The sequence below is a fragment of the Yersinia sp. 2540 StPb PI genome (assembly GCF_052217165.1).
Lineage (GTDB): Bacteria > Pseudomonadota > Gammaproteobacteria > Enterobacterales > Enterobacteriaceae > Yersinia > Yersinia enterocolitica_E.
On record NZ_JAZGQC010000001.1, the window covers coordinates 3956469 to 3976700 of the forward strand.

Consider the following 20232-nt stretch of genomic DNA (forward strand, 5'->3'; position numbering starts at 1 on the left):
TCAGCCTCAAAAAATATAAATGGGTAGTTAAAAACGCTGGCTATCGCCTTGCTCCATCAGGATAAAATTAACCCCCATATCATTGCCTTGTTGCAACTCAGTGGCAATGGTTTTACGCACATCTTGCCCCTGTTTAAATGAAGGTTTTATATGACTGATAACCACCGGTAGCCCCTTTAATGGTTGGCCTTCACCGCTGTATTTCTCCAGATTTTTCAATTCCTTCAGCAACCACTTAGGCGTCATATGGCCGTACAACTTGCTATCAGCAACGTCATTGGGGAAAGAAACTTCGATTATCATCCCTTTCAATTGCTGCTGTTTAACCTTTTCGGCCAGGTTACGCCACACCGTATCCAGATTTTTCGACTTTTCCATCTCATCCGGGCCAGTATCACCAAAATAGGCAAATGACTGATTATTACTGCTGATCAATAACATAGCAGAGGGGGACTTATCATGGCTCAGTGGATACAATTCCCCCGTCAAACGGGTTAAGCCCAGGCTTAGAGGTTGATTTGGCCGCACCATCTGCATGCGATAGGTTCCCAGCCGGGTACCGCTGCCGCTGTCAGTAAAGTTAGGCCAGACACGCCAGTTAAAATAGTAGTTTCGCAATACATCAATCGTGTCTGCCGAGGCATAAAGGGTCTTTTTGCTGTCTTCCGGCGAACCGATAATCAGGCCGGAAACATGGTCAAGATGGGCATGACTAAGAAAATAGCTGTTGATGCGCTGGCGGAAGATATAACCCTGACGTGTCAGCGGGGCGGCGGTTTCATCGGTAATCTCGGGGAAAGCGCCCTTCTCCAGAGCTTTGGCAATACCCGGTAACACCGAACCGGCATCCAGAGCTAAATAGACCGGCTGGCTATCATCACGAATCAGATAAGATGTCAGATTGCCATCGCTGACACCCCCATCCACCCCCAGTGCCACCACCTCAAAACCGGCCGCTGCCAGCGAGCTATATAGGCTAAACGATAAAATCAGCCCGGCGTTAAGCACCATGTGGGTTATCTTATTGGTACATAACGTGGGTTTCGTTAAAACATGGGTTTTAGTTGAAACACAGAATTTAGTCGAAATATATGTCAAAAACATGCAGGCTCCTGGTGATTAGGGATCCTTGCGGCCATCCCGCTTAGCGGCTTCAAATGCCGCGAGTGTAGCCAATCTGGCCAGCTTATGATCCACCAGCGGTAGTGGGTAATCCAGATGTTGCTGTTGCCGCTGCGCCCAGCGCCATGGCTGATGGATATCACTGTCTGGCACCCTCGCCAGCTCAGGTAACCAACGGCGGATAAAAACGCCGCTCGGGTCAAAACGCTCGCCCTGGGTGGTGGGATTAAAAATACGAAAATAGGGTGCAGCATCAGTACCCGTGGAGGCAGCCCACTGCCAGCCGCCATTATTGGCAGCCAAATCCCCATCCAATAGCTGGGACATAAAATAGCGTTCGCCGTGTCGCCAATCGATCAACAGATCTTTAACCAGAAAACTGGCGCTGATCATCCGCAGGCGGTTATGCATCCAGCCGGTTTCATTCAACTGCCGCATAGCTGCATCAACAATAGGGTAACCTGTTTGCCCCTGCTGCCAGGCAAGCAGTTGCTGTTCTGAGTGATGCCATATTACGCCATCAGCCCAGTCAATAAAGGGACGATGCTGGCATAAACGCGGATAGGCCACTAACAAATGGCGATAAAATTCACGCCAGATCAACTCATTAAGCCAAGTAAAAGCACCACCGTCGGAGTTTTCCAGCAACGCGGGGCATTCTGCCAACAAGCGGTTAAAGCATTGACGGGGCGAAAGTATCCCCAACGCCAGATAAGGTGACAAACAACTGGTCCCTGCCACAGCGGGCAGATCACGTTGTTGCTGGTAGTCCTGAACCTGCTCGCGACAAAAACTGCGCAGGCGGTGTAATGCCGCCTCTTCGCCTGCCGGAAATAATTGGCTATCTACCGGTTGTTGCGGATAGTCAAACGGGAGCAGTGGTAATGGCATGGCAGCTACCACGTTATCGCGCGTTTTTGGCGCAGGGACACAGCGGCATTCACTCATCATTAAACGCTGAATAAAAGCGCGGCGAAACGGGGTAAATACTTTGTACATCTCATTATTACCCGTCAGGACACTGCCCGGCGGCAATAACACACTGTCATCGAAACGGTGACAAGTAATGGTGTGACCGGCTTCTTGCCGATGATTGAGCCGCGTCACTAGCGCCCCATCTCGCAGTTGTTCATTTAACTCATACTGTTGGTTATAAAATAGCGCATCCACTTGCTGCTGCTGACAAAAATCATCCAGCCAGATAATGGAATCCTGAAAATTATCACACTGATGATAGTGTAGCGGTATCGCCCGTATAGCCAGTGCGTGCTGTAACTGTTGTAGGTTTTGCAGCAGGAAGGTGGCCTGCCGGGGAGCCATATCATGTGCCGCCCATTGTGCCGGCGTGGCGATAAATAGCGCAATCACAGTGGCTTGTGGATCCTGACAAGCGGCATGCAGCGCCAGATTATCCGTTACGCGTAAATCATTACGAAACCAGACCAGATGCGTCGCCATGCCTTATCCTTGTGCCGAGTAAAATGTAAAATAGCGTTGTCCGGCCAGATACTCATTCGGGAATTCAACCAAGTAAGCATTTATTTGGCCGATAGGGACACTCAAAGGCAACTCACCTACCCGATACTGCTCGATAAGCTGTGCCAATGCCTGACGTTGTGTTGACGTAAGGTAAGGCCGAAAATAGCCCTGTACATGCATTAATACGTTGGTGTGATTGGCGGACGTTGGCTGATGAGACAACAAATGCAGTAAACGCTGGCGATACTCATCAGTAAACTCAATTAATGATGACCATCTATCCATTGAGGCAATAAAAGGACCAATTTCGCGATATTCAGGCTGCGAATGCGCCAACAGCACTAACTTATACCGGCTATGAAAATCCATCAATTGGCCACGCGTTATGCCTGCTGCATATAACGCATCAAGCTCGTCTCGCGCATGGCAGTACTCAATACTGTGGGTTACCTGATTACTCTCCAGCATTCTATTCTCCCTTGGCCTTGGCAACTTCAACTTTTCTCATCACAGCATAACAGTTGTTGCCCGAGAACCACGCTATTGCTTGATACCTTTATATCTGGGGCAGATATCGCAGGCAGTAAAAAGCCCGCGAGTGTTAACCCACGGGCCATTAATTTTACGCCGTTTTTATCTACGAGCAGCTTACTGATTTATCTCAGTAAAAATCCTGTATTGCCGATTCAGACTGTGCCAACCACACCGGCTTATCACTGGTTTTAGCCCAAACCCGGTGCAGGTAACTGTAAAAGCGGGCACGGTCTTTGCGGAAAAACATCACCGGCAGTGCCAGTAAACCGACCAGAATCACTGCGCTCCGGCGCAAGAGAACCTGATGCAATGGGTATGCGTTGTACATGGTCATAACGATCCTCCTTTAAAACGCCTTTGTGTAACAGCCAACTCGGTTAAACAGAGAGTCGATTTACAACTTGGCGTTGAAAATAAAATAAACAAAATTGGAAACTGGACAAAATTTTACCGTATCGGTTGAAATTTTACCACTCATCCGACCACTCAATTGCATCAAAAGCCGAAATAAATTGTCAATTCTGTAATTTTGTTACAGTAAGGTTAATTTAAAACCAATCATTGGTTACATTACAGTTATGTACTCTTTAGTAATTGGCAAATTATATGTATTGACTTAGTGCCTAACCCTTCAAGGGCCAGAATTGGCGATACTGCGCTGCCACTGGTTAATTTACACCCATTTCATGTCTGTTTTTTGACCGTTTTTATACTTTTTTTACACCTCACGGCCATTTTTTATCAGGAACTTTTCGCCCGACTTCATAAGCTGTTGTTATCAAAAATAAGCGTTGTGGAGGTGTATCGTGAGTTTCAGCATCATTAGTGGTGCGCTGTTGGTCCTACTGCTTCTTGGCTATCTGGTTTATGCCTTGTTTAATGCGGAGGATTTTTAAATGGCAGCGTCAGGATTTCTGCTTATCGCCAGCTTCATGCTGGTGTTGTTGGTGCTGTCCCGCCCGTTGGGGAGCTTTTTGGCTCGCATAATCGAAGGCGAACCCTTTGCGCCATTGCGCCAAGTCGAGGCCGGTTTATGGCGTTGTAGCGGTGTAAAAAATGAAGAGATGAACGGCTGGCAATATGCGCTCGCCATTCTCTGCTTTAACTTACTGGGTATTGCCTTGCTGTTCACGCTGTTGATGGCGCAAGGTTCGTTACCGCTAAATCCTGAACACATGCCGGGTATGTCATGGCATCTGGCCTTAAATACCGCGGTCAGCTTTGTCACTAACACCAACTGGCAAGCCTATAGCGGCGAAAACACCCTCAGTTATCTCAGTCAAATGGCCGGTCTGACGGTACAAAACTTCCTCTCTGCCGCAACCGGCATTGCCGTCGCTTTTGCTCTGATCCGTGCCTTTGCCCGCCATTCGGCCCACACACTGGGAAATGCCTGGGTCGATCTGGTGCGCATCACCTTATATGTGTTGCTGCCGATTGCGCTGATTATCGCACTAATTTTCGTCAGTCAGGGGGTATTACAAAACCTGGATGGCTACCTGCATATCACCACCCTTGAAGGGGTAAAACAGACCCTACCAATGGGGCCGGTAGCCTCGCAGGAAGCCATAAAAATGTTGGGGACCAACGGCGGCGGTTTCTTTGGCGCTAACTCCGCACATCCATTTGAAAACCCAACTGCTTTTAGTAACTTTATGCAGATGCTGGCGATTTTCCTCATACCCTGTTCACTCTGTTTTGCCTTCGGTCAGGTGGTGGGTGATAGCCGTCAGGGCCATGCGCTGATCTGGGCTATGTCACTGATTTTTGTGGTGGCCGTAGTCGTGGTGATGTATGCAGAACTGGCCGGTAACCCGCACTTAACTCAGTTAGGTGCCGACAGCAATATCAATATGGAAGGTAAAGAATCCCGCTTCGGCATTCTGGCAACCAGTATGTATGCCGTGGTCACTACCGCAGCCTCTTGTGGGGCCGTTAACGCCATGCATGACTCCTTTACCGCCTTAGGTGGCATGGTACCGATGTGGTTAATGCAGATTGGCGAGGTGGTGTTTGGTGGGGTCGGTTCTGGGTTATACGGCATGCTGCTATTCGTGCTGCTGACCGTCTTTATTGCCGGGTTGATGATTGGTCGTACCCCTGAATATCTTGGCAAGAAAATTGACGTATTTGATATGAAAATGACCGCGCTGGCCATTCTGGTCACCCCGGCTATCGTGCTGCTGGGTACCGCACTGGCACTCTGCACTGATGCCGGGCGGGCGGGGATTCTTAACCCCGGTGCGCATGGTTTTAGCGAAGTTCTCTACGCCCTCTCCTCTGCGGCCAACAATAACGGCAGCGCCTTTGCTGGCCTGAGTGTCAATACGCCGTTTTATAACCTGCTGCTGGCCGCCGCCATGTTCTTCGGCCGCTTTGGCGTGATTCTGCCGGTATTGGCCATTGCCAGCTCATTGGTGGCGAAGAAGCGGCAACCCGCGGGTAATGGCACGCTGCCAACCGCTGGACCACTATTTATCGGTTTGCTGGTAGGTACGGTGCTGTTGGTCGGCGCATTGACCTTTATCCCAGCGCTGGCCTTAGGTCCGGTTGCTGAGCATCTGCAAGTTTGGTTAGCACATTGATGAGAGAACTACTATGACACGCAAACAACGCGCGATTTTTGAGCCAGCACTGGTTCGTACTGCGCTTATTGATGCCGTGAAGAAACTGGACCCACGCGTCCAATGGCGTAACCCAGTGATGTTCGTGGTCTATCTGGGGAGTTGGCTGACCACTCTGATTTGGCTGGCGATATTAAGCGGCCAAACCACCGGTAGTGCCATGTTTACCGGCAATGTGGCTCTGTGGCTGTGGTTTACCGTGCTGTTTGCCAACTTCGCCGAAGCTTTGGCCGAGGGGCGCAGTAAAGCGCAGGCAGAAAGTCTGCGTGGGGTGAAAAAAACCAGTTGGGCCAAAAAACTGTCAGAAGCCCGCTTTGATGCGCCACAGGAGAAAGTCTCCGCCGATAGCTTGCGCAAAGGCGATGTGGTGTTAATTGAAGCTGGCGATACCGTGCCCTGTGACGGCGAAGTGCTGGAAGGTGGTGCATCCGTTGATGAAAGCGCCATTACCGGCGAATCTGCTCCGGTTATCCGTGAATCCGGTGGTGACTTCTCTTCCGTGACCGGCGGTACCCGCGTGCTGTCCGACTGGTTGGTAGTTGAGTGCAGCGTTAACCCCGGCGAAACCTTCCTTGACCGGATGATCGCCATGGTTGAAGGCGCGAAACGGCGTAAAACCCCTAACGAAGTGGCGTTGACCATTTTGCTGGTGGCTCTGACCATTGTCTTCTTACTGGCGACGGCGACTCTCTATCCGTTCTCGGTGTTCAGTGTTGAGGCCAATCATGCCGGTTCACCGGTGACAATTACGGTACTGGTGGCGCTGCTGGTTTGTCTGATCCCAACCACCATCGGTGGCCTGCTATCAGCCATCGGGGTTGCCGGGATGAGCCGGATGCTGGGCGCTAACGTGATCGCCACCAGCGGGCGCGCGGTGGAAGCTGCCGGTGACGTTGATGTGCTGTTGTTGGATAAAACCGGCACTATCACACTGGGTAACCGCCAGGCGTCTGAGTTTTTACCTGCACCGGGTGTCACCGAGCAACAACTGGCCGATGCCGCGCAGCTCTCGTCTTTGGCGGATGAAACGCCAGAAGGCCGCAGTATCGTGGTGTTAGCGAAACAGCGCTTTAACCTGCGCGAACGTGACTTGCACAGTCTGAATGCCACCTTTGTGCCTTTCTCGGCACAAACACGGATGAGTGGTGTGAACGTGCAGGACAGAATGATCCGTAAAGGTGCTGTGGATGCTATTCGCCGCCATGTCGAGTCCAATCAGGGCCATTTCCCGCGGGCAGTGGAAGACGCGGTGGAAAGTGTCGCCCGCACCGGTGGTACGCCACTGGTAGTGGCCGATGGGCCACGGGTGCTGGGTGTAGTGGCGCTGAAAGATATCGTCAAAGGTGGCATCAAAGAACGTTTTGCCGAGTTGCGCAAAATGGGCATCAAAACAGTGATGATCACCGGTGATAACCGCCTGACAGCAGCCGCCATTGCCGCCGAAGCGGGTGTGGATGATTTTCTGGCGGAAGCCACGCCAGAGGCCAAACTGGCATTGATTCGCCAGTATCAGGCCGAAGGCCGATTGGTGGCAATGACCGGTGACGGTACCAACGACGCCCCGGCACTGGCGCAGGCTGACGTCGCCGTGGCGATGAACTCGGGAACACAAGCGGCGAAAGAAGCTGGCAACATGGTGGATTTGGATTCTAACCCAACCAAGTTGATTGAGGTGGTGCATATCGGTAAACAGATGCTGATGACCCGTGGATCGCTGACCACCTTCAGTATCGCCAACGACGTTGCTAAATATTTCGCCATTATCCCGGCTGCATTTGCAGCTACCTATCCGCAGCTTAATGCCCTGAATGTCATGCAGTTGCACTCCCCGGCGTCGGCCATACTGTCGGCGGTTATTTTTAACGCGCTGGTGATTATGTTCCTGATCCCGTTGGCACTGAAAGGGGTGAGTTACAAGGCGATGAGTGCAGCGGCGCTGCTGCGTCGTAACTTGTGGATCTATGGGCTGGGTGGCCTATTGGTGCCGTTTGTCGGTATCAAACTGATCGATCTGGTACTGACCGCCCTAATGATGGGCTGAAAACTCAGTAATTAATGTTTGCAATGGCCACGGCGTGTTTTGCTGGTGGCCGCTATTAAGACCTAATAGAGAGGCAATATCCATGTCATACCTGCGACCTTCATTGGTTCTACTGATATTACTGACACTTATCACCGGGATAGCTTATCCTCTGCTGACTACCGGATTGGCAAAATTGATGTTTGCCGAGCAAGCGCGTGGTTCACTGGCGATGCTGGGTGATGAAGTTGTCGGTTCTACCTTGCTAGGCCAAAACTTTACTCAGCCAGGCTATTTTGCCGGCCGCCCATCGGTAACAGCAGATATGCCTTATAATCCAATGGCCTCTGGTGGGAGTAATCTGTCCATCAGCAATCCCGCACTGGATCAGGTTATCAGTGAGCGAGTAACATTACTGCGTCAGGCTAACCCGACACAAACTGGCCCAGTCCCGGTTGATTTGGTGACAGCATCAGGCAGTGGTCTGGATCCCAGTATTTCACTGGAAGCGGCCTATTATCAGGCTCCCCGCATCGCCAGCGTGCGCCAGATGCCATTGTCTGAAGTGAAGCAGTTGATTGATAGTAGTGTGCAAAAAGCGACACCGAACTTCTTCGGTGAATCAGTGGTGAATGTGCTGAATCTGAATATGGCGTTGGATGCCCAAAGCCCGGTAAAAGTACCGATCAACCCGGCAAAATCTTAAGGACATAACATGGTGGATGCAGAACCAACCCGCCCCGACCCCGACAGCCTGCTCGCAGCAGCCAATGAGAAGACCCGTGGCCGGCTGAAAGTGTTTTTCGGGGCCTGCGCGGGGGTGGGCAAAACTTACGCCATGCTGCAAGAGGCTCAGCGCCTGCGGACTCAAGGGCTGGATGTATTGGTTGGTGTGGTGGAAACACACGGGCGTAGCGAAACCGCAGCGCTGCTCGAAGGGCTGACCATCCTACCGCAAAAGCGAATTCATCACCGCAATCGTCAGGTATGTGAATTTGATTTGGATGCGGCCCTGGCACGCCACCCGGCCCTGATCCTGATGGATGAGCTGGCGCACAGTAATGCCTATGGCTCGCGCCATCCGAAACGCTGGCAGGATGTTGAAGAACTGCTGGATGCAGGCATTGATGTGCTGACCACCGTCAATGTACAGCATCTGGAAAGCCTGAATGATGTGGTCGGCGGCGTGACCGGTATCCGGGTGCGGGAAACCGTGCCCGATCATATGTTTGATGAAGCCACTGAAGTGGTTTTGGTCGACCTCCCCCCCGATGACCTGCGCCAGCGGCTGAATGAAGGTAAAGTCTATATTTCGGGTCAGGCGGAGCGAGCCATCGAGCACTTCTTCCGTAAGGGCAATTTAATCGCCCTGCGCGAACTGGCACTGCGCCGTACCGCGGATCGGGTTGATGATCAGATGCGTGCCTTCCGTGATACTCAGGGGCGCGAACGTGTCTGGCATACCCGTGATGCCATCTTATTGTGTATTGGCCATAACAGCGGTAACGAAAAACTGGTTCGAACCGCTGCCCGGCTGGCAGCCCGATTGGGGTGTATCTGGCATGCAGTCTATGTGGAAACCCCCCGCCTGCATGGCCTGCCAGAAGCGAAGCGCCGGGCCATTTTACGCACACTAAAATTGGCGCAAGAGTTAGGAGCAGAAACCGCTACGCTGTCAGAACCCCGTGAAGAACAGGCCATCCTGCGTTACGCCCGAGAACATAATCTGGGGAAAATCATCATTGGTCGCCGCACAGAAAAACAGTGGAAACTGCGTGGTAGCTTTGCAGATCGCTTGGGCAAGCTGGGGCCAGATCTGGATTTGGTGATTATTGCACTGGAGGGCGATACCCCCCCCAATGTGGTGAAAGAGAGTGATTCTCGTACCTTTACTGAAAAGTGGCGGATGCAACTGCGTGGCTGTGCGGCAGCCATCGGCTTGTGTGCCCTGATTACGGTGTTATCGCAGTGGCTCATCCCCGGTTTCGATCAAGCCAACCTGGTGATGGTCTACTTACTGGGTGTTGTGATTATTGCACTGTTCTATGGCCGCTGGCCGTCAGTCTTGGCGGCAGTGATTAATGTCGCCAGTTTCGATCTGTTTTTTGTTCAACCACATTGGTCACTGGCGGTCACTGATGTGCAGTATCTGGTGACGTTTGGCGTGATGCTGATTGTCGGTATCGTGGTGGGTAATCTTACCGCCGGGGTGCGCTATCAAGCCAGAATTGCCCGTTATCGCGAGCAGCGCGCCAGACATTTGTATGAGATGTCGCGCGGATTAAGCCGTGCCCTAACGCCTGCGGATATTGTCAAAACCAGTCGTCATTTTCTCTCCAGCAGTTTTCAAGCGAAAACTGACCTGTTACTGCCACAAGAAGATGGACGCTTGCAGCAAGTCGCCACTGACGAAGGCGGCGCACTTTCTGTTGATGTGGCTATTGCCCGCTGGAGTTTTGACAAAGGCGCACCAGCAGGTGCCGGTACCGACACCCTGCCCGGTGTCCCCTATCAGTTATTACCGTTGACCGCCTCCAGGCAAACTTTTGGCGTGCTGGCAATCGAACCTGCCAACCTGCGCCAATTAATGGTGCCGGAGCAGCAGCGCTTGCTGCAAACCTTTACCAGTCTGATCGCCAATGCTCTGGAAAGGCTACATCTGGCCCGCAGTGCCGAATTGGCAAAACTGGATGCCGAACGCGAGCAACTGCGTAACTCACTGCTGGCGGCACTATCTCATGATTTACGTACCCCATTGACGGTGCTATTCGGTCAGGCCGAAATTTTGACGCTGGATCTGGCAGCGGAAGGTTCACGCCATGCGCCGCAAGCCAATCAAATCCGCCAACAAGTGCTGAGTACCACCCGGCTGGTGAATAACTTATTGGATATGGCGCGTATTCAATCGGGTGGGTTTAATCTACGTAAAGAGTGGCAATCACTGGAAGAGATCGTGGGTAGCGCCCTGCATATGCTAGAAACCGCCCTCAATCATCATCACATCAACGTCGAGTTACCGGATGAAATGGTGTTGATCAACTGTGACGGCAGCTTACTGGAACGGGTATTTATCAATTTGTTGGAAAATGCGCATAAATATGCCGGTCAGGGGGCATTGCTGGGGATTCGGGCCGCAGTACAAGGTGAGTGGCTAAATGTAGAAGTATGGGATAATGGCCCAGGAGTGACCCTTGGGCAAGAACAGCTAATCTTTGATAAATTCTCCCGAGGTAACAAAGAGTCAGCCATTCCCGGTGTCGGCTTGGGTTTAGCCATTTGTCGTGCCATTATTGATGTACACGGTGGGCGCATCTGGGTTGAGAACAATAAAGATGGCGGTGCTAGCTTCCGCTTCACGCTACCACTAGAGCGCGCGCCAGATATTGATGGTGAAAACATTGATAGTGAAAACATTGATAGTGAAAACATTGATAGTGAACACCTTGATGCTGAAAAATGATATACCCTAAATAATTCGTGTTGCAGGAAGGCGGCAACTGAGTAAGTCCCCGGGAGCTTACATAAGTCAGTGACCGGGGCCGCTGCAAGCAGCTTGAAGTATGACGGGTATGAGGAGAAGTGACTATATCCCCGACTAACATTCTAATCGTAGAAGATGAAAAAGAGATTCGGCGCTTTGTTCGTATTGCGCTGGAGAGTGAGGGCTGGCGAGTATTCGAGAGTGATACCTTGCAACGGGGGTTAATTGAAGCCGGTACCCGCAAACCGGACCTGATTATTTTGGATCTGGGGTTACCAGACGGCGATGGGCTGACTTATATTCAAGACCTGCGCCAGTGGAGTGCCATTCCTATTATCGTCTTATCGGCTCGTAACAATGAAGAAGATAAAGTGGCCGCGTTGGATGCCGGAGCCGATGACTACCTAAGTAAACCATTTGGAATCAGTGAGTTATTGGCTAGAGTGCGGGTTGCTTTGCGCCGCCATAGCGGTGGTAGTCAGGAAAGCCCGCTGGTGGGCTTTGCCGATATCAGCGTTGATCTGATTAATCGTCAGGTTACCCGTGCCGGCGAAAATCTGCACCTGACACCGATTGAGTTTCGCCTGCTCTCTGCATTGTTGGCGAATGCCGGTAAAGTCATTACCCAGCGCCAGTTATTAAGCCAAGTCTGGGGGCCAAATTATGTCGAACACAGCCACTATCTGCGTATTTATATGGGCCATTTACGGCAGAAATTAGAAACAGACCCGACCCGCCCTAAGCATCTGCTAACTGAAACCGGCGTCGGCTATCGCTTTATCCCGTAACATCTTGTGTGATATAAAAATTTACATTGATACTAGGAAAATAGCTGTCAGCGGCGTAGCATCAAACTTTTAAATGCTAATAGGTCTTATTATTCATGAGTACTTGGTTGATTTACGCCCTGTTATCTGCCTTCACTGCCTCTCTGGTCGCTATCTTCGGTAAAATCGGCTTGCAGCAGTTGGATGCCAATACTGCGACCGCCGTTCGTGCTGTCGTGATGGCGCTGTTCCTGGTCGGCGTGGTGCTAGCTCAAGGGAAATTCAATCTGATCGGTGGGGTATTGGCAGATAAAAAAGCCCTGCTATTCATTATTCTCAGTGGTGTTGCAGGTGCGTTATCCTGGCTGTTTTACTTTATGGCTATCAAGCATGGCAATGTCTCTCAAGTGGCCCCGATTGATAAACTCAGTGTAGTTTTTGCGGTGATTCTGGCGGTTATCCTGTTTGGTGAAAAAATCTCGCTGGTGGCGAGTTTGGGCGTCGCACTGATTACCGCCGGTGCTTTGCTGGTGGCATTGGGGTAATAACACATTCACCAAATCAATAACAAAGACCTCATTATAATTCATAACCTTATTATTAATTAAATGACAATAAATAATGAAATTAAGCTTCATTTAAAATAATGTTGATTGCTAATATAAAAAAGCATTATCACATTATATTTCAAATGAAAGGATATTAAATGAACATTAACCAGGAACAACAAAGACCAGTAAAAAAAAGCACAATCGACTGCACAGGTAATTTAATAATAAATGGCACTATGAATTCTATTGCACTGAGAGATGAACTGTCCGACAGAATCTTCTTTCGGTATTCAGGCTCAAACCTTACCGTTATTTTTTCAGACAAAAATAAAAATAAATACGAATATAAAACCTATAAAAAAATCATTGAAAACGGTGAGCTGAAGATTAAATCTATTATTTTCTATACTAATGACAAACAGAGAAAAGAACTATTCCTATCCAATGCCAAACAACCTCATAACTTTTATGATTCACGTAAGTACCTCTATATTCATAGAGAAGATCTTGTTGAATATCCTGCCGATGAACTGTTAACCATAGGATACTCAGGGAAACAGGCTGAAACCGTGACACTTAAAAAGTCGGACAAATATTTCACGGGTAAACACAGACTAAGAAATGGCGTTATCACCGAGCCTGGCGGCGGTGATAAAACCATTATCGGTGGTAAAAAAAATGATAACCTTGCTGGTGCCGATGGTAATGATTACATAGAGGGTAAAGAGGGTAATGACGCGCTGTTTGGCTGGGAGGGTCATGATACATTAATTGGAGGTAACGGTGATGACGGCTTATATGGCGGTGCCGGCAGCGATATCCTGGTGGGTGGAGAAGGTAATGACAGTTTAAATGGTGATTTAAATTACCATGATGTTAGCCAACTTGAGTCAGAACAAAGAGCGCAATCCCGCCGCGCGCTCGGAGATGATCAACTCTATGGTGGCAAGGGGAACGATCGCCTTCAAGGTGGTAAGGGAAATGACTATTTAGCCGGTGGCGAGGGAAATGACCTCTATGTTTTCGCCGCTAACGACGGTATAAATATGATAGTAGAATATGCAGGTGAAGAAGATACTATCGCTTTGATGGATCATAAATTTGAAGAGTTAAAGTTCAATCGTTATGGTGATCACTTAGTCATCAGCAGCCGCAATGAGGGTGATGACCTTACTATCGTCGTTCGTAACCAATTTACTCCTGATGGCTATAAAGTAAAATATTTGCATACAAAATCAAATGCCATGCTTATGCAAAATAACTCAGCGGAAATACTTCACAATCTAGTGATCAATAATCCTGAAACGTATAATGAAAAATTAAGCCAACTGAATAATGACTTGGCTGTAGATTTTCGTACTCATATCAGTTTTAAATTATCTGAGATATTTAACAGAAACATGCCTGATAGTGAAAAATTATATAATACAACCCTCAGCCAAGTTCTTATAGATAAAAACAATCAGATTAACTATGATTTAGAGTATAATTTTGACTACGATTACGCTAACGGTGGTGGTGGTGCATTACCCAGTATTGGGATGATCATTGATGCCCTATCGTCCTTCGCACCCAAAGAGGCGGCTCCGCTAGAACGATCTATATCAAAGGAAAATATATCCACCCAAAGTTTAGCTCAGGGGCTATTCGCCACTAACGTTAGAGTACCATGTTGTAATCACTAACTGACTTTCGTTATCAATGATAAAAAGCCAGAACCTAATAACAACCTCCTGTTATTTGATTCTGGCCTGATACTCTTAATCAGCGGTTTATTTAGCCCCTGCCAGTACATCACTGACAATATCTACGGCTTCCTGCTCTATCTTTTCACGATGCTCTGGGCTGATAAAACTTTCACAGTAAATTTTATAAGCGTCTTCAGTACCGGATGGACGCGCCGCAAACCAGCCGTTATCCGTCATCACTTTCAGGCCGCCAATGGATGCACCATTGCCTGGCGCGGTGGTTAAACGGGCAGTAATAGGATCACCCGCCAACATGTTGGCTGTTACCATCTCAGGTGACAGTTTAGACAACGCGTTTTTCTGCGCCTGAGTCGCCGGAGCCTGAATACGGTTATAGCTCGGTGCGCCAAAGCGTTTAGCTAAATCATCATAGTGATGCTGTGGATTTTTACCGGTAACTGCTGTGATTTCTGCCGCCAGCAAACACATGATAATACCGTCTTTATCAGTAGACCACGGCGTGCCATCGAAGCGCAGGAAGGAGGCCCCAGCACTCTCTTCACCGCCAAAACCAAAGCTACCGTCGTGCAAACCGTCAACAAACCATTTAAAGCCGACCGGGACTTCTACCAACTTACGGCCTAAATCAGCCACCACGCGATCAATCATCGCACTGGAGACCAGAGTTTTACCCACGGCCACCTCAGCGCCCCATTGCGGACGGTGCTGGAACAGGTAATTGATCGATACTGCAAGATAATGATTCGGATTCATCAACCCTGCCGGAGTCACAATACCATGGCGGTCATAATCGGGATCGTTAGCAAAAGCTAAATCAAATTTATCGCGTAACGCCAATAAGCCAGCCATGGCGGATTCTGACGAGCAATCCATCCGGATCACGCCATCATGGTCCAGATGCATAAAGCGGAAGGTCTGATCGATAGAATCATTAACCAGTGTTAGATCCAACTTATAGTGCTCACCAATACGTTGCCAATAAGCAATACCGGAGCCACCGAGAGGATCAACACCTAATTTCAAACCAGCACGTTGAATAGCCGGAATATCGACCACATCCACCAAGCCTGCAACATACGGCTGAATCAAATCTTGCTCACGCAGATGATTACCACGCCAGGCTTTATCCAGCGTTTGGCGTTTGATGCCCTCTAATTTCAGGCTGAGTAACTGATTAGCTCTTTTTTCAATTACCGAGGTCAGATTGGTATCGGCCGGGCCGCCATTCGGTGGGTTGTACTTGATGCCACCATCTTCAGGCGGATTGTGTGACGGTGTGATAACAATGCCGTCAGCCAAGGCTTTCCCCTGCACATTATGGCAGAGAATAGCATGTGAAATCGCCGGGGTTGGTGTAAAACCATTATCTTGCTGTACCACGACATCCACACCATTCGCCGTCAGCACTTCTAATACCGAGATAAATGCCGGTTCAGAGAGTGCATGGGTATCTTTACCCACATAACACGGGCCGCTAATGCCATGTTGATGACGAACTTCTGCGATCGCCTGAGCGATTGCCAAGATGTGTGCTTCGTTAAAACTGTGGCGTAATGAACTGCCACGATGGCCGGAGGTGCCAAATTTGACCGCATGGGCCGGATTTTCAGCATCTGGCTGCAATACATAATATTGTGACGTTAACTGCGCAACATTTATCAAATCGCTTTGCTGAGCGGGTTGCCCGGCACGAGGGTGATTGGCCACAGTCACTACTCCCTATATATCCCCTTCGCATTTGGAGCCGCAAGCTGCGTTCACTCACCCGAATCGCTTATTTGCGTAAGTTCATCGGGATTAGGAGCCTCTGATGAGGCTCACCCTGCGGGCCAGTGCAAGTGCTGTTCAACATGGTTTACAACCCATTTGTCGTTCGCTTGCTGCCTACCTGCAACTCCAATTTCTTTGGGTATCGGTTCAACGAAATTAAATAGTCCCGCACACTTTTTCGGTCAAATCCGGCGGGAACTGCATTGCCAGCATGAGATGTTGCACCATACTGCGTTTACGCTCGGTATTGGTATTGGTAATAACCCAGTATGGCGTACCTGGGACATGTTTGGGTTTGGTGTGCGTCCCGTTTTGCAACAATGTCTGTTGGTCACCCGCAAAATAAACCCGGGTGCGACCATGTAATGATTCAGTCGCCTCGGTAAACGCCTGTGCATCCAGCGTGTAAAGTGTGGATAACACCAACATAAAGCGGTTAACCGCCCTATTTTGCTCTGCATACTCATCGGACAACAGCAATTCACGCACTGCACGAACCCGATCTCGTGGTGCTGGAGCTGCCGCCGCTTTCACCGCATCAGTGCTGGCAGGGATACTGGGTACCGGCTGACCGGCCGTAAACTTCAGCATACGTCGTAAAATATCAGACGCGCTTTCGCCAATGTGCTGCGTATGGCTGGCAATATAGCGATAAAGTTCTTCGTCGAGTTCAATAGTTTTCATCTTTATCCAGTACGGGTTTCTACTTTCTTATACATATCTTAGGATTATAAAGTCAAAGTGCGCTGACGAGTACCTTTATAATGGCTTTATCGGGATAAATGGCCCGCCCCACCCACAGCAACTCAATAATCTACATATGACTGATGATAAGGCAAATAATTGTGTAACAGCACACCTTTGTTCAGCCATGATATCCTAACCACATTATCTCTCAGTATGAACGTCGCTATGAAATTAAACTTCCGCTTACAAAACGCGCTTTCTGCCACACCGTCCCTGCCAATCATGCTGATTCATGGGCTATTTGGTAATCTGGATAACCTGGGTGTTTTGGCCCGTGACTTGCAAAAAGATCATACCGTGGTTCAGGTTGATATGCGTGACCATGGTTTATCACCCCGCTCACCGCAAGTGGATTACCCTGCAATGGCCCAGGATGTGCTGGAGCTGCTCGACCACCTCGCAATAGAGAAAGCCATTATTATCGGCCATTCGATGGGGGGTAAAGTGGCAATGGCACTGACAGCAATTGCTCCTCATCGTATTGCAAAGCTGGTCGCGATTGATGTCGCCCCAGTCAACTATCAAGTACGCCGCCACGACACTATCTTTACTGCCCTCAATGCTGTGAGTGCTGCGGGTATAACCCAGCGACAAGAAGCCGCTCAATTGATGCGTGAGTCGATAAAAGAAGAAGGGGTCATTCAGTTCTTATTGAAATCATTCCACAACGGCGAATGGCGGTTTAATGTGCCCGCACTCTGGGATCAATACGAAAATATTGTCGGCTGGCAACCTATTCCACCGTGGCCGCACCCAATCCTCTTTATTCGCGGTGAGCTGTCGCCATATATTCAAGATAGCCATCGTGATGATATTGCCCGCCAATTCCCGCAAGCCCGTGCCTATGTGGTCGCAGGGACTGGCCACTGGGTACATGCGGAAAAGCCGGATTCTGTCTTGCGGGCTATCCACCGTTTTATTGATGAAAACAGCACCGATGAAAAAGAGGCTGAATAAAAAAAGTACAGCGCACGATGGGGATTGATTAAAAATCATCCCCTGGGGAAAAAAAATGTATTTCCTGTGGAAAAATTGTGCAAAAAAGAACGAATTAGCACAATCTAATCACAGTAAAGCATTGTCGTTGCTCAGTTGGCTGGGGTATTATGGCGCGCTCTAATTTTGCTGCGGACTTCGGTCGCTGTTCACAGATCGTAACCGGTGCAAATGCAAATTCAGGCTGCTGGTATATAGGTTATTCAATGCGCTCAAGCTATGTTCTCAACCTGAAACATGTAAACCGAATCGTCAGACAAGGCTTCGTTACGCTTTCTGATGTAAATCCCTTGTAGTACTGCTACCTATGGCAAAAGAACAAACGGATCGCACGACGCTGGATCTGTTCGCAGATGAACGCCGTCCGGGGCGTCCGAAAACAAATCCATTATCCCGTGATGAGCAGCTTAGAATTAATAAGCGGAATCAACTACGGCGCGATAAAGTGCGTGGCTTACGACGCGTGGAACTGAAGATTAATGCCGATGCCGTCGATGCTCTCAACAGCCTTGCAGAGCAGCGTAACATCAGCCGTAGTGAGCTGATTGAACAAATGTTGCTGGCTCAATTAGCCCACTCACAAGAAGGGTTTTAACCCTATCGGTTACCACGACGGCGTGGCGTAATCACTTACGCTACGCCGTTTTTACTTTATCCCGCCCATACTGAAGTCACCGGGTTGTTAGCGGTTTTTAGAATGTTTCCCAGTTTGCGTTGCTATCCACTCTCGCGCTGGCAGGTGCTGCGGTTAATGGGTTGGCCCGCGTTTTCACTGCCGGTTTTACTCGTTCGTCATCGGCCTTTAGTTTAAACACCGCTACCGCCCGGTTTAACTGAGTGGCCTGTTCTTCTAGCGAGGCCGCAGCACGGGAAGCTTGCTGTACTAACGCGGCATTTTGCTGTGTCACGCTGTCCATTTCTGCCACCGCTTGTCCGACCTGGCTAATACCTTTGCTCTGTTCATCAGATGCAGAAGCTATCTCACCCATTAAATCGGTCACATTGGTGATGGAACGAACAATTTCATCCATAGTAATACCAGCACTCTCCACCAAGGCCGAACCACTACTGACACGACTAACCGACTCATTAATCAAGCCATCAATCTCCTTCGCCGCCTGTGCACTGCGTTGTGCAAGATTACGTACCTCGCTGGCAACCACAGCAAAGCCACGACCTTGTTCACCGGCACGGGCGGCTTCAACGGCTGCATTCAGTGCCAAAATGTTAGTCTGAAAAGCAATGCTGTTAATTACCGTCGTTATATCGGCTATTTTCCGCGAACTGGCTGAAATCTCATTCATGGTGTTAACCACATCTGCCACCAATATTCCGCCCTTTTTCGCGGTGGCGGAGGCATTGGCCGCCAGTTGACTGGCATGGTGCGCATTATCAGCATTGTGTTTTACGGTTGCGGTTAACTGCTCCATGCTAGCTGCTGTTTCTTCAAGCGCCGCAGCTTGCTGCTCAGTGCGGGATGACAAATCGGTGTTGCCGGCTGAAATCTCGGCTGCACCATGATAGATCCCATCGGTGCTACTACGAATTGCCTGAACAGTATTCACCAAACTGGTTTGTACATCACGCAGCAGCGGGAATAACCGCCCAACACAGTTGCGACCAAAATCAGCAATAGGCAGACCAAGCTGACCAGAAGCAATCACGCGAAAATGCTCGCGAATATCGTCCAGTGGGCGCACCAGGTTGGCAACCAGATAGCGATCTGTTGCCAGTAAAATCACCAGACCGGCGATCAGCGCTGAGATAAGGGTAATGCTGCTCACTTTGGTCAAATGAGAGAATTGATCTTTAGCCACCCCGATAGCTTTTGATGCCGCCTGATTAAACTTTTCAGCCACTGAACCATACTGGCGACTCAATGCAGGTACCGTTTTTTTCGCTAAATCCTGATAAGCGGCGCTGTTATTGTCCATTGCAGCTTGATACAGCGGCGTAACCCCTTGTTCAATTAACCCACTCCACCCATCAATCACGCCGCTAACCAAAGCGGAGTCTAACTGTGCATGGTCAATAGTTTTAAATTCTGCCAACTTTTGCTTCAGGTTTTCCAAGGCAACATTGGATGATTTCAATTCTTTGTCAGCATCCACGATATTACCGCTCTGGCGGTAATCTACTGAACGAGACAGACGTGTCACCATACGGAAATATTGATCCGTCCCCTGATTAACCAAATTCATATTTTCAACCAACACAGTATTCGCGTTGGAGGATTGTGTCAGTTGGTTGAGTGATAACAAGGTATAAGCCGATACACCGCCCCAGAGCAGACAAAATGCGCCAAGTACCCAAAGCAATGCCGCCCTGATAGTAATATTTTTTAAAAACTGCATGTTCGTTCCCCTTATATATCGGATAGTTACCGTTAGAGACTCTGGTGTTATTTGATGACCGAAAAGCAATAAAGGACG

General features: G+C 49.4%; 17 protein-coding genes. 10 read left to right on the forward strand and 7 right to left on the reverse strand.

Annotated elements, in window-relative coordinates; translation table 11 throughout:
* Window positions 1-27 precede the first annotated feature (27 nt).
* From V1956_RS18425 to V1956_RS18440, 4 genes are all read right to left on the reverse strand, one after another.
* Entirely contained in the window at window positions 28-1011 is a 984-nt protein-coding gene (locus V1956_RS18425) for an MBL fold metallo-hydrolase (RefSeq protein ID WP_372559846.1), read from the reverse strand.
* Between the two features lie 108 nt (window positions 1012-1119).
* Window positions 1120-2580, reverse strand: a complete 1461-nt coding sequence (phrB, locus tag V1956_RS18430; RefSeq protein WP_372558353.1) for a deoxyribodipyrimidine photo-lyase — start codon at window positions 2578-2580, stop codon at window positions 1120-1122.
* Between the two features lie 3 nt (window positions 2581-2583).
* Window positions 2584-3069, reverse strand: a complete 486-nt coding sequence (locus tag V1956_RS18435; protein WP_083159615.1) for a YbgA family protein — start codon at window positions 3067-3069, stop codon at window positions 2584-2586.
* Window positions 3070-3262: 193 nt separating this feature from the next.
* The gene (locus tag V1956_RS18440; RefSeq protein WP_420071015.1) at window positions 3263-3469 is read right to left on the reverse strand and encodes a YbfA family protein; all 207 of its coding nucleotides are present in this window, start codon (window positions 3467-3469) and stop codon (window positions 3263-3265) included.
* Window positions 3470-3941: 472 nt separating this feature from the next.
* Between V1956_RS18440 and V1956_RS18445 the strand changes: the two genes are divergently transcribed.
* The 8 genes from V1956_RS18445 to V1956_RS18480 all read left to right on the forward strand — a co-directional run bounded on the left by V1956_RS18445 (window position 3942) and on the right by V1956_RS18480 (window position 14263).
* A complete protein-coding gene (locus tag V1956_RS18445; protein WP_032907040.1) occupies window positions 3942-4031 on the forward strand; it encodes a K(+)-transporting ATPase subunit F in 90 nt (29 codons plus the stop codon).
* Entirely contained in the window at window positions 4032-5720 is a 1689-nt protein-coding gene (gene kdpA, locus V1956_RS18450) for a potassium-transporting ATPase subunit KdpA (RefSeq protein WP_442825455.1), read from the forward strand.
* Window positions 5721-5733: 13 nt separating this feature from the next.
* Complete coding sequence (kdpB, locus tag V1956_RS18455; RefSeq protein ID WP_372558350.1) at window positions 5734-7800, forward strand: potassium-transporting ATPase subunit KdpB; 2067 nt, start codon at window positions 5734-5736, stop codon at window positions 7798-7800.
* 82 nt (window positions 7801-7882) lie between these two features.
* Window positions 7883-8485: a potassium-transporting ATPase subunit KdpC gene (gene kdpC, locus V1956_RS18460; RefSeq protein ID WP_083159620.1), complete on the forward strand. Its 603-nt coding sequence runs from the start codon at window positions 7883-7885 to the stop codon at window positions 8483-8485.
* Window positions 8486-8494: 9 nt separating this feature from the next.
* A complete protein-coding gene (kdpD, locus tag V1956_RS18465) occupies window positions 8495-11239 on the forward strand; it encodes a two-component system sensor histidine kinase KdpD (RefSeq protein WP_442825456.1) in 2745 nt (914 codons plus the stop codon).
* 119 nt (window positions 11240-11358) lie between these two features.
* Window positions 11359-12048: a two-component system response regulator KdpE gene (gene kdpE, locus V1956_RS18470; RefSeq protein ID WP_083159624.1), complete on the forward strand. Its 690-nt coding sequence runs from the start codon at window positions 11359-11361 to the stop codon at window positions 12046-12048.
* Window positions 12049-12143: 95 nt separating this feature from the next.
* Window positions 12144-12572 (forward strand): EamA family transporter, encoded by a 429-nt coding sequence (locus tag V1956_RS18475; protein ID WP_372558348.1) that lies wholly within the window; start codon window positions 12144-12146, stop codon window positions 12570-12572.
* Window positions 12573-12733: 161 nt separating this feature from the next.
* Window positions 12734-14263, forward strand: coding sequence for a calcium-binding protein (locus V1956_RS18480; RefSeq protein WP_442825457.1), 1530 nt, complete (start codon window positions 12734-12736; stop codon window positions 14261-14263).
* An 87-nt stretch (window positions 14264-14350) separates the two neighbouring features.
* Here the strand turns inward: V1956_RS18480 and pgm are convergent, their stop codons facing one another.
* Entirely contained in the window at window positions 14351-15994 is a 1644-nt protein-coding gene (pgm, locus tag V1956_RS18485) for a phosphoglucomutase (alpha-D-glucose-1,6-bisphosphate-dependent) (RefSeq protein ID WP_372558346.1), read from the reverse strand.
* A 219-nt stretch (window positions 15995-16213) separates the two neighbouring features.
* Window positions 16214-16741, reverse strand: coding sequence for a replication initiation negative regulator SeqA (gene seqA / locus V1956_RS18490; RefSeq protein WP_372558345.1), 528 nt, complete (start codon window positions 16739-16741; stop codon window positions 16214-16216).
* Window positions 16742-16969: 228 nt separating this feature from the next.
* Here seqA and ybfF point away from each other — a divergent pair, with 228 nt between their 5' ends.
* The gene (gene ybfF, locus V1956_RS18495) at window positions 16970-17761 is read left to right on the forward strand and encodes an esterase (protein ID WP_372558344.1); all 792 of its coding nucleotides are present in this window, start codon (window positions 16970-16972) and stop codon (window positions 17759-17761) included.
* A gap of 346 nt (window positions 17762-18107) precedes the next feature.
* Window positions 18108-18395: a LexA regulated protein gene (gene ybfE, locus V1956_RS18500; protein WP_005163374.1), complete on the forward strand. Its 288-nt coding sequence runs from the start codon at window positions 18108-18110 to the stop codon at window positions 18393-18395.
* A gap of 97 nt (window positions 18396-18492) precedes the next feature.
* On the opposite strand, the gene V1956_RS18505 is transcribed toward ybfE, so the two are convergent.
* Window positions 18493-20154, reverse strand: coding sequence for a methyl-accepting chemotaxis protein (locus tag V1956_RS18505; RefSeq protein WP_442825458.1), 1662 nt, complete (start codon window positions 20152-20154; stop codon window positions 18493-18495).
* Window positions 20155-20232: the final 78 nt, after the last annotated feature.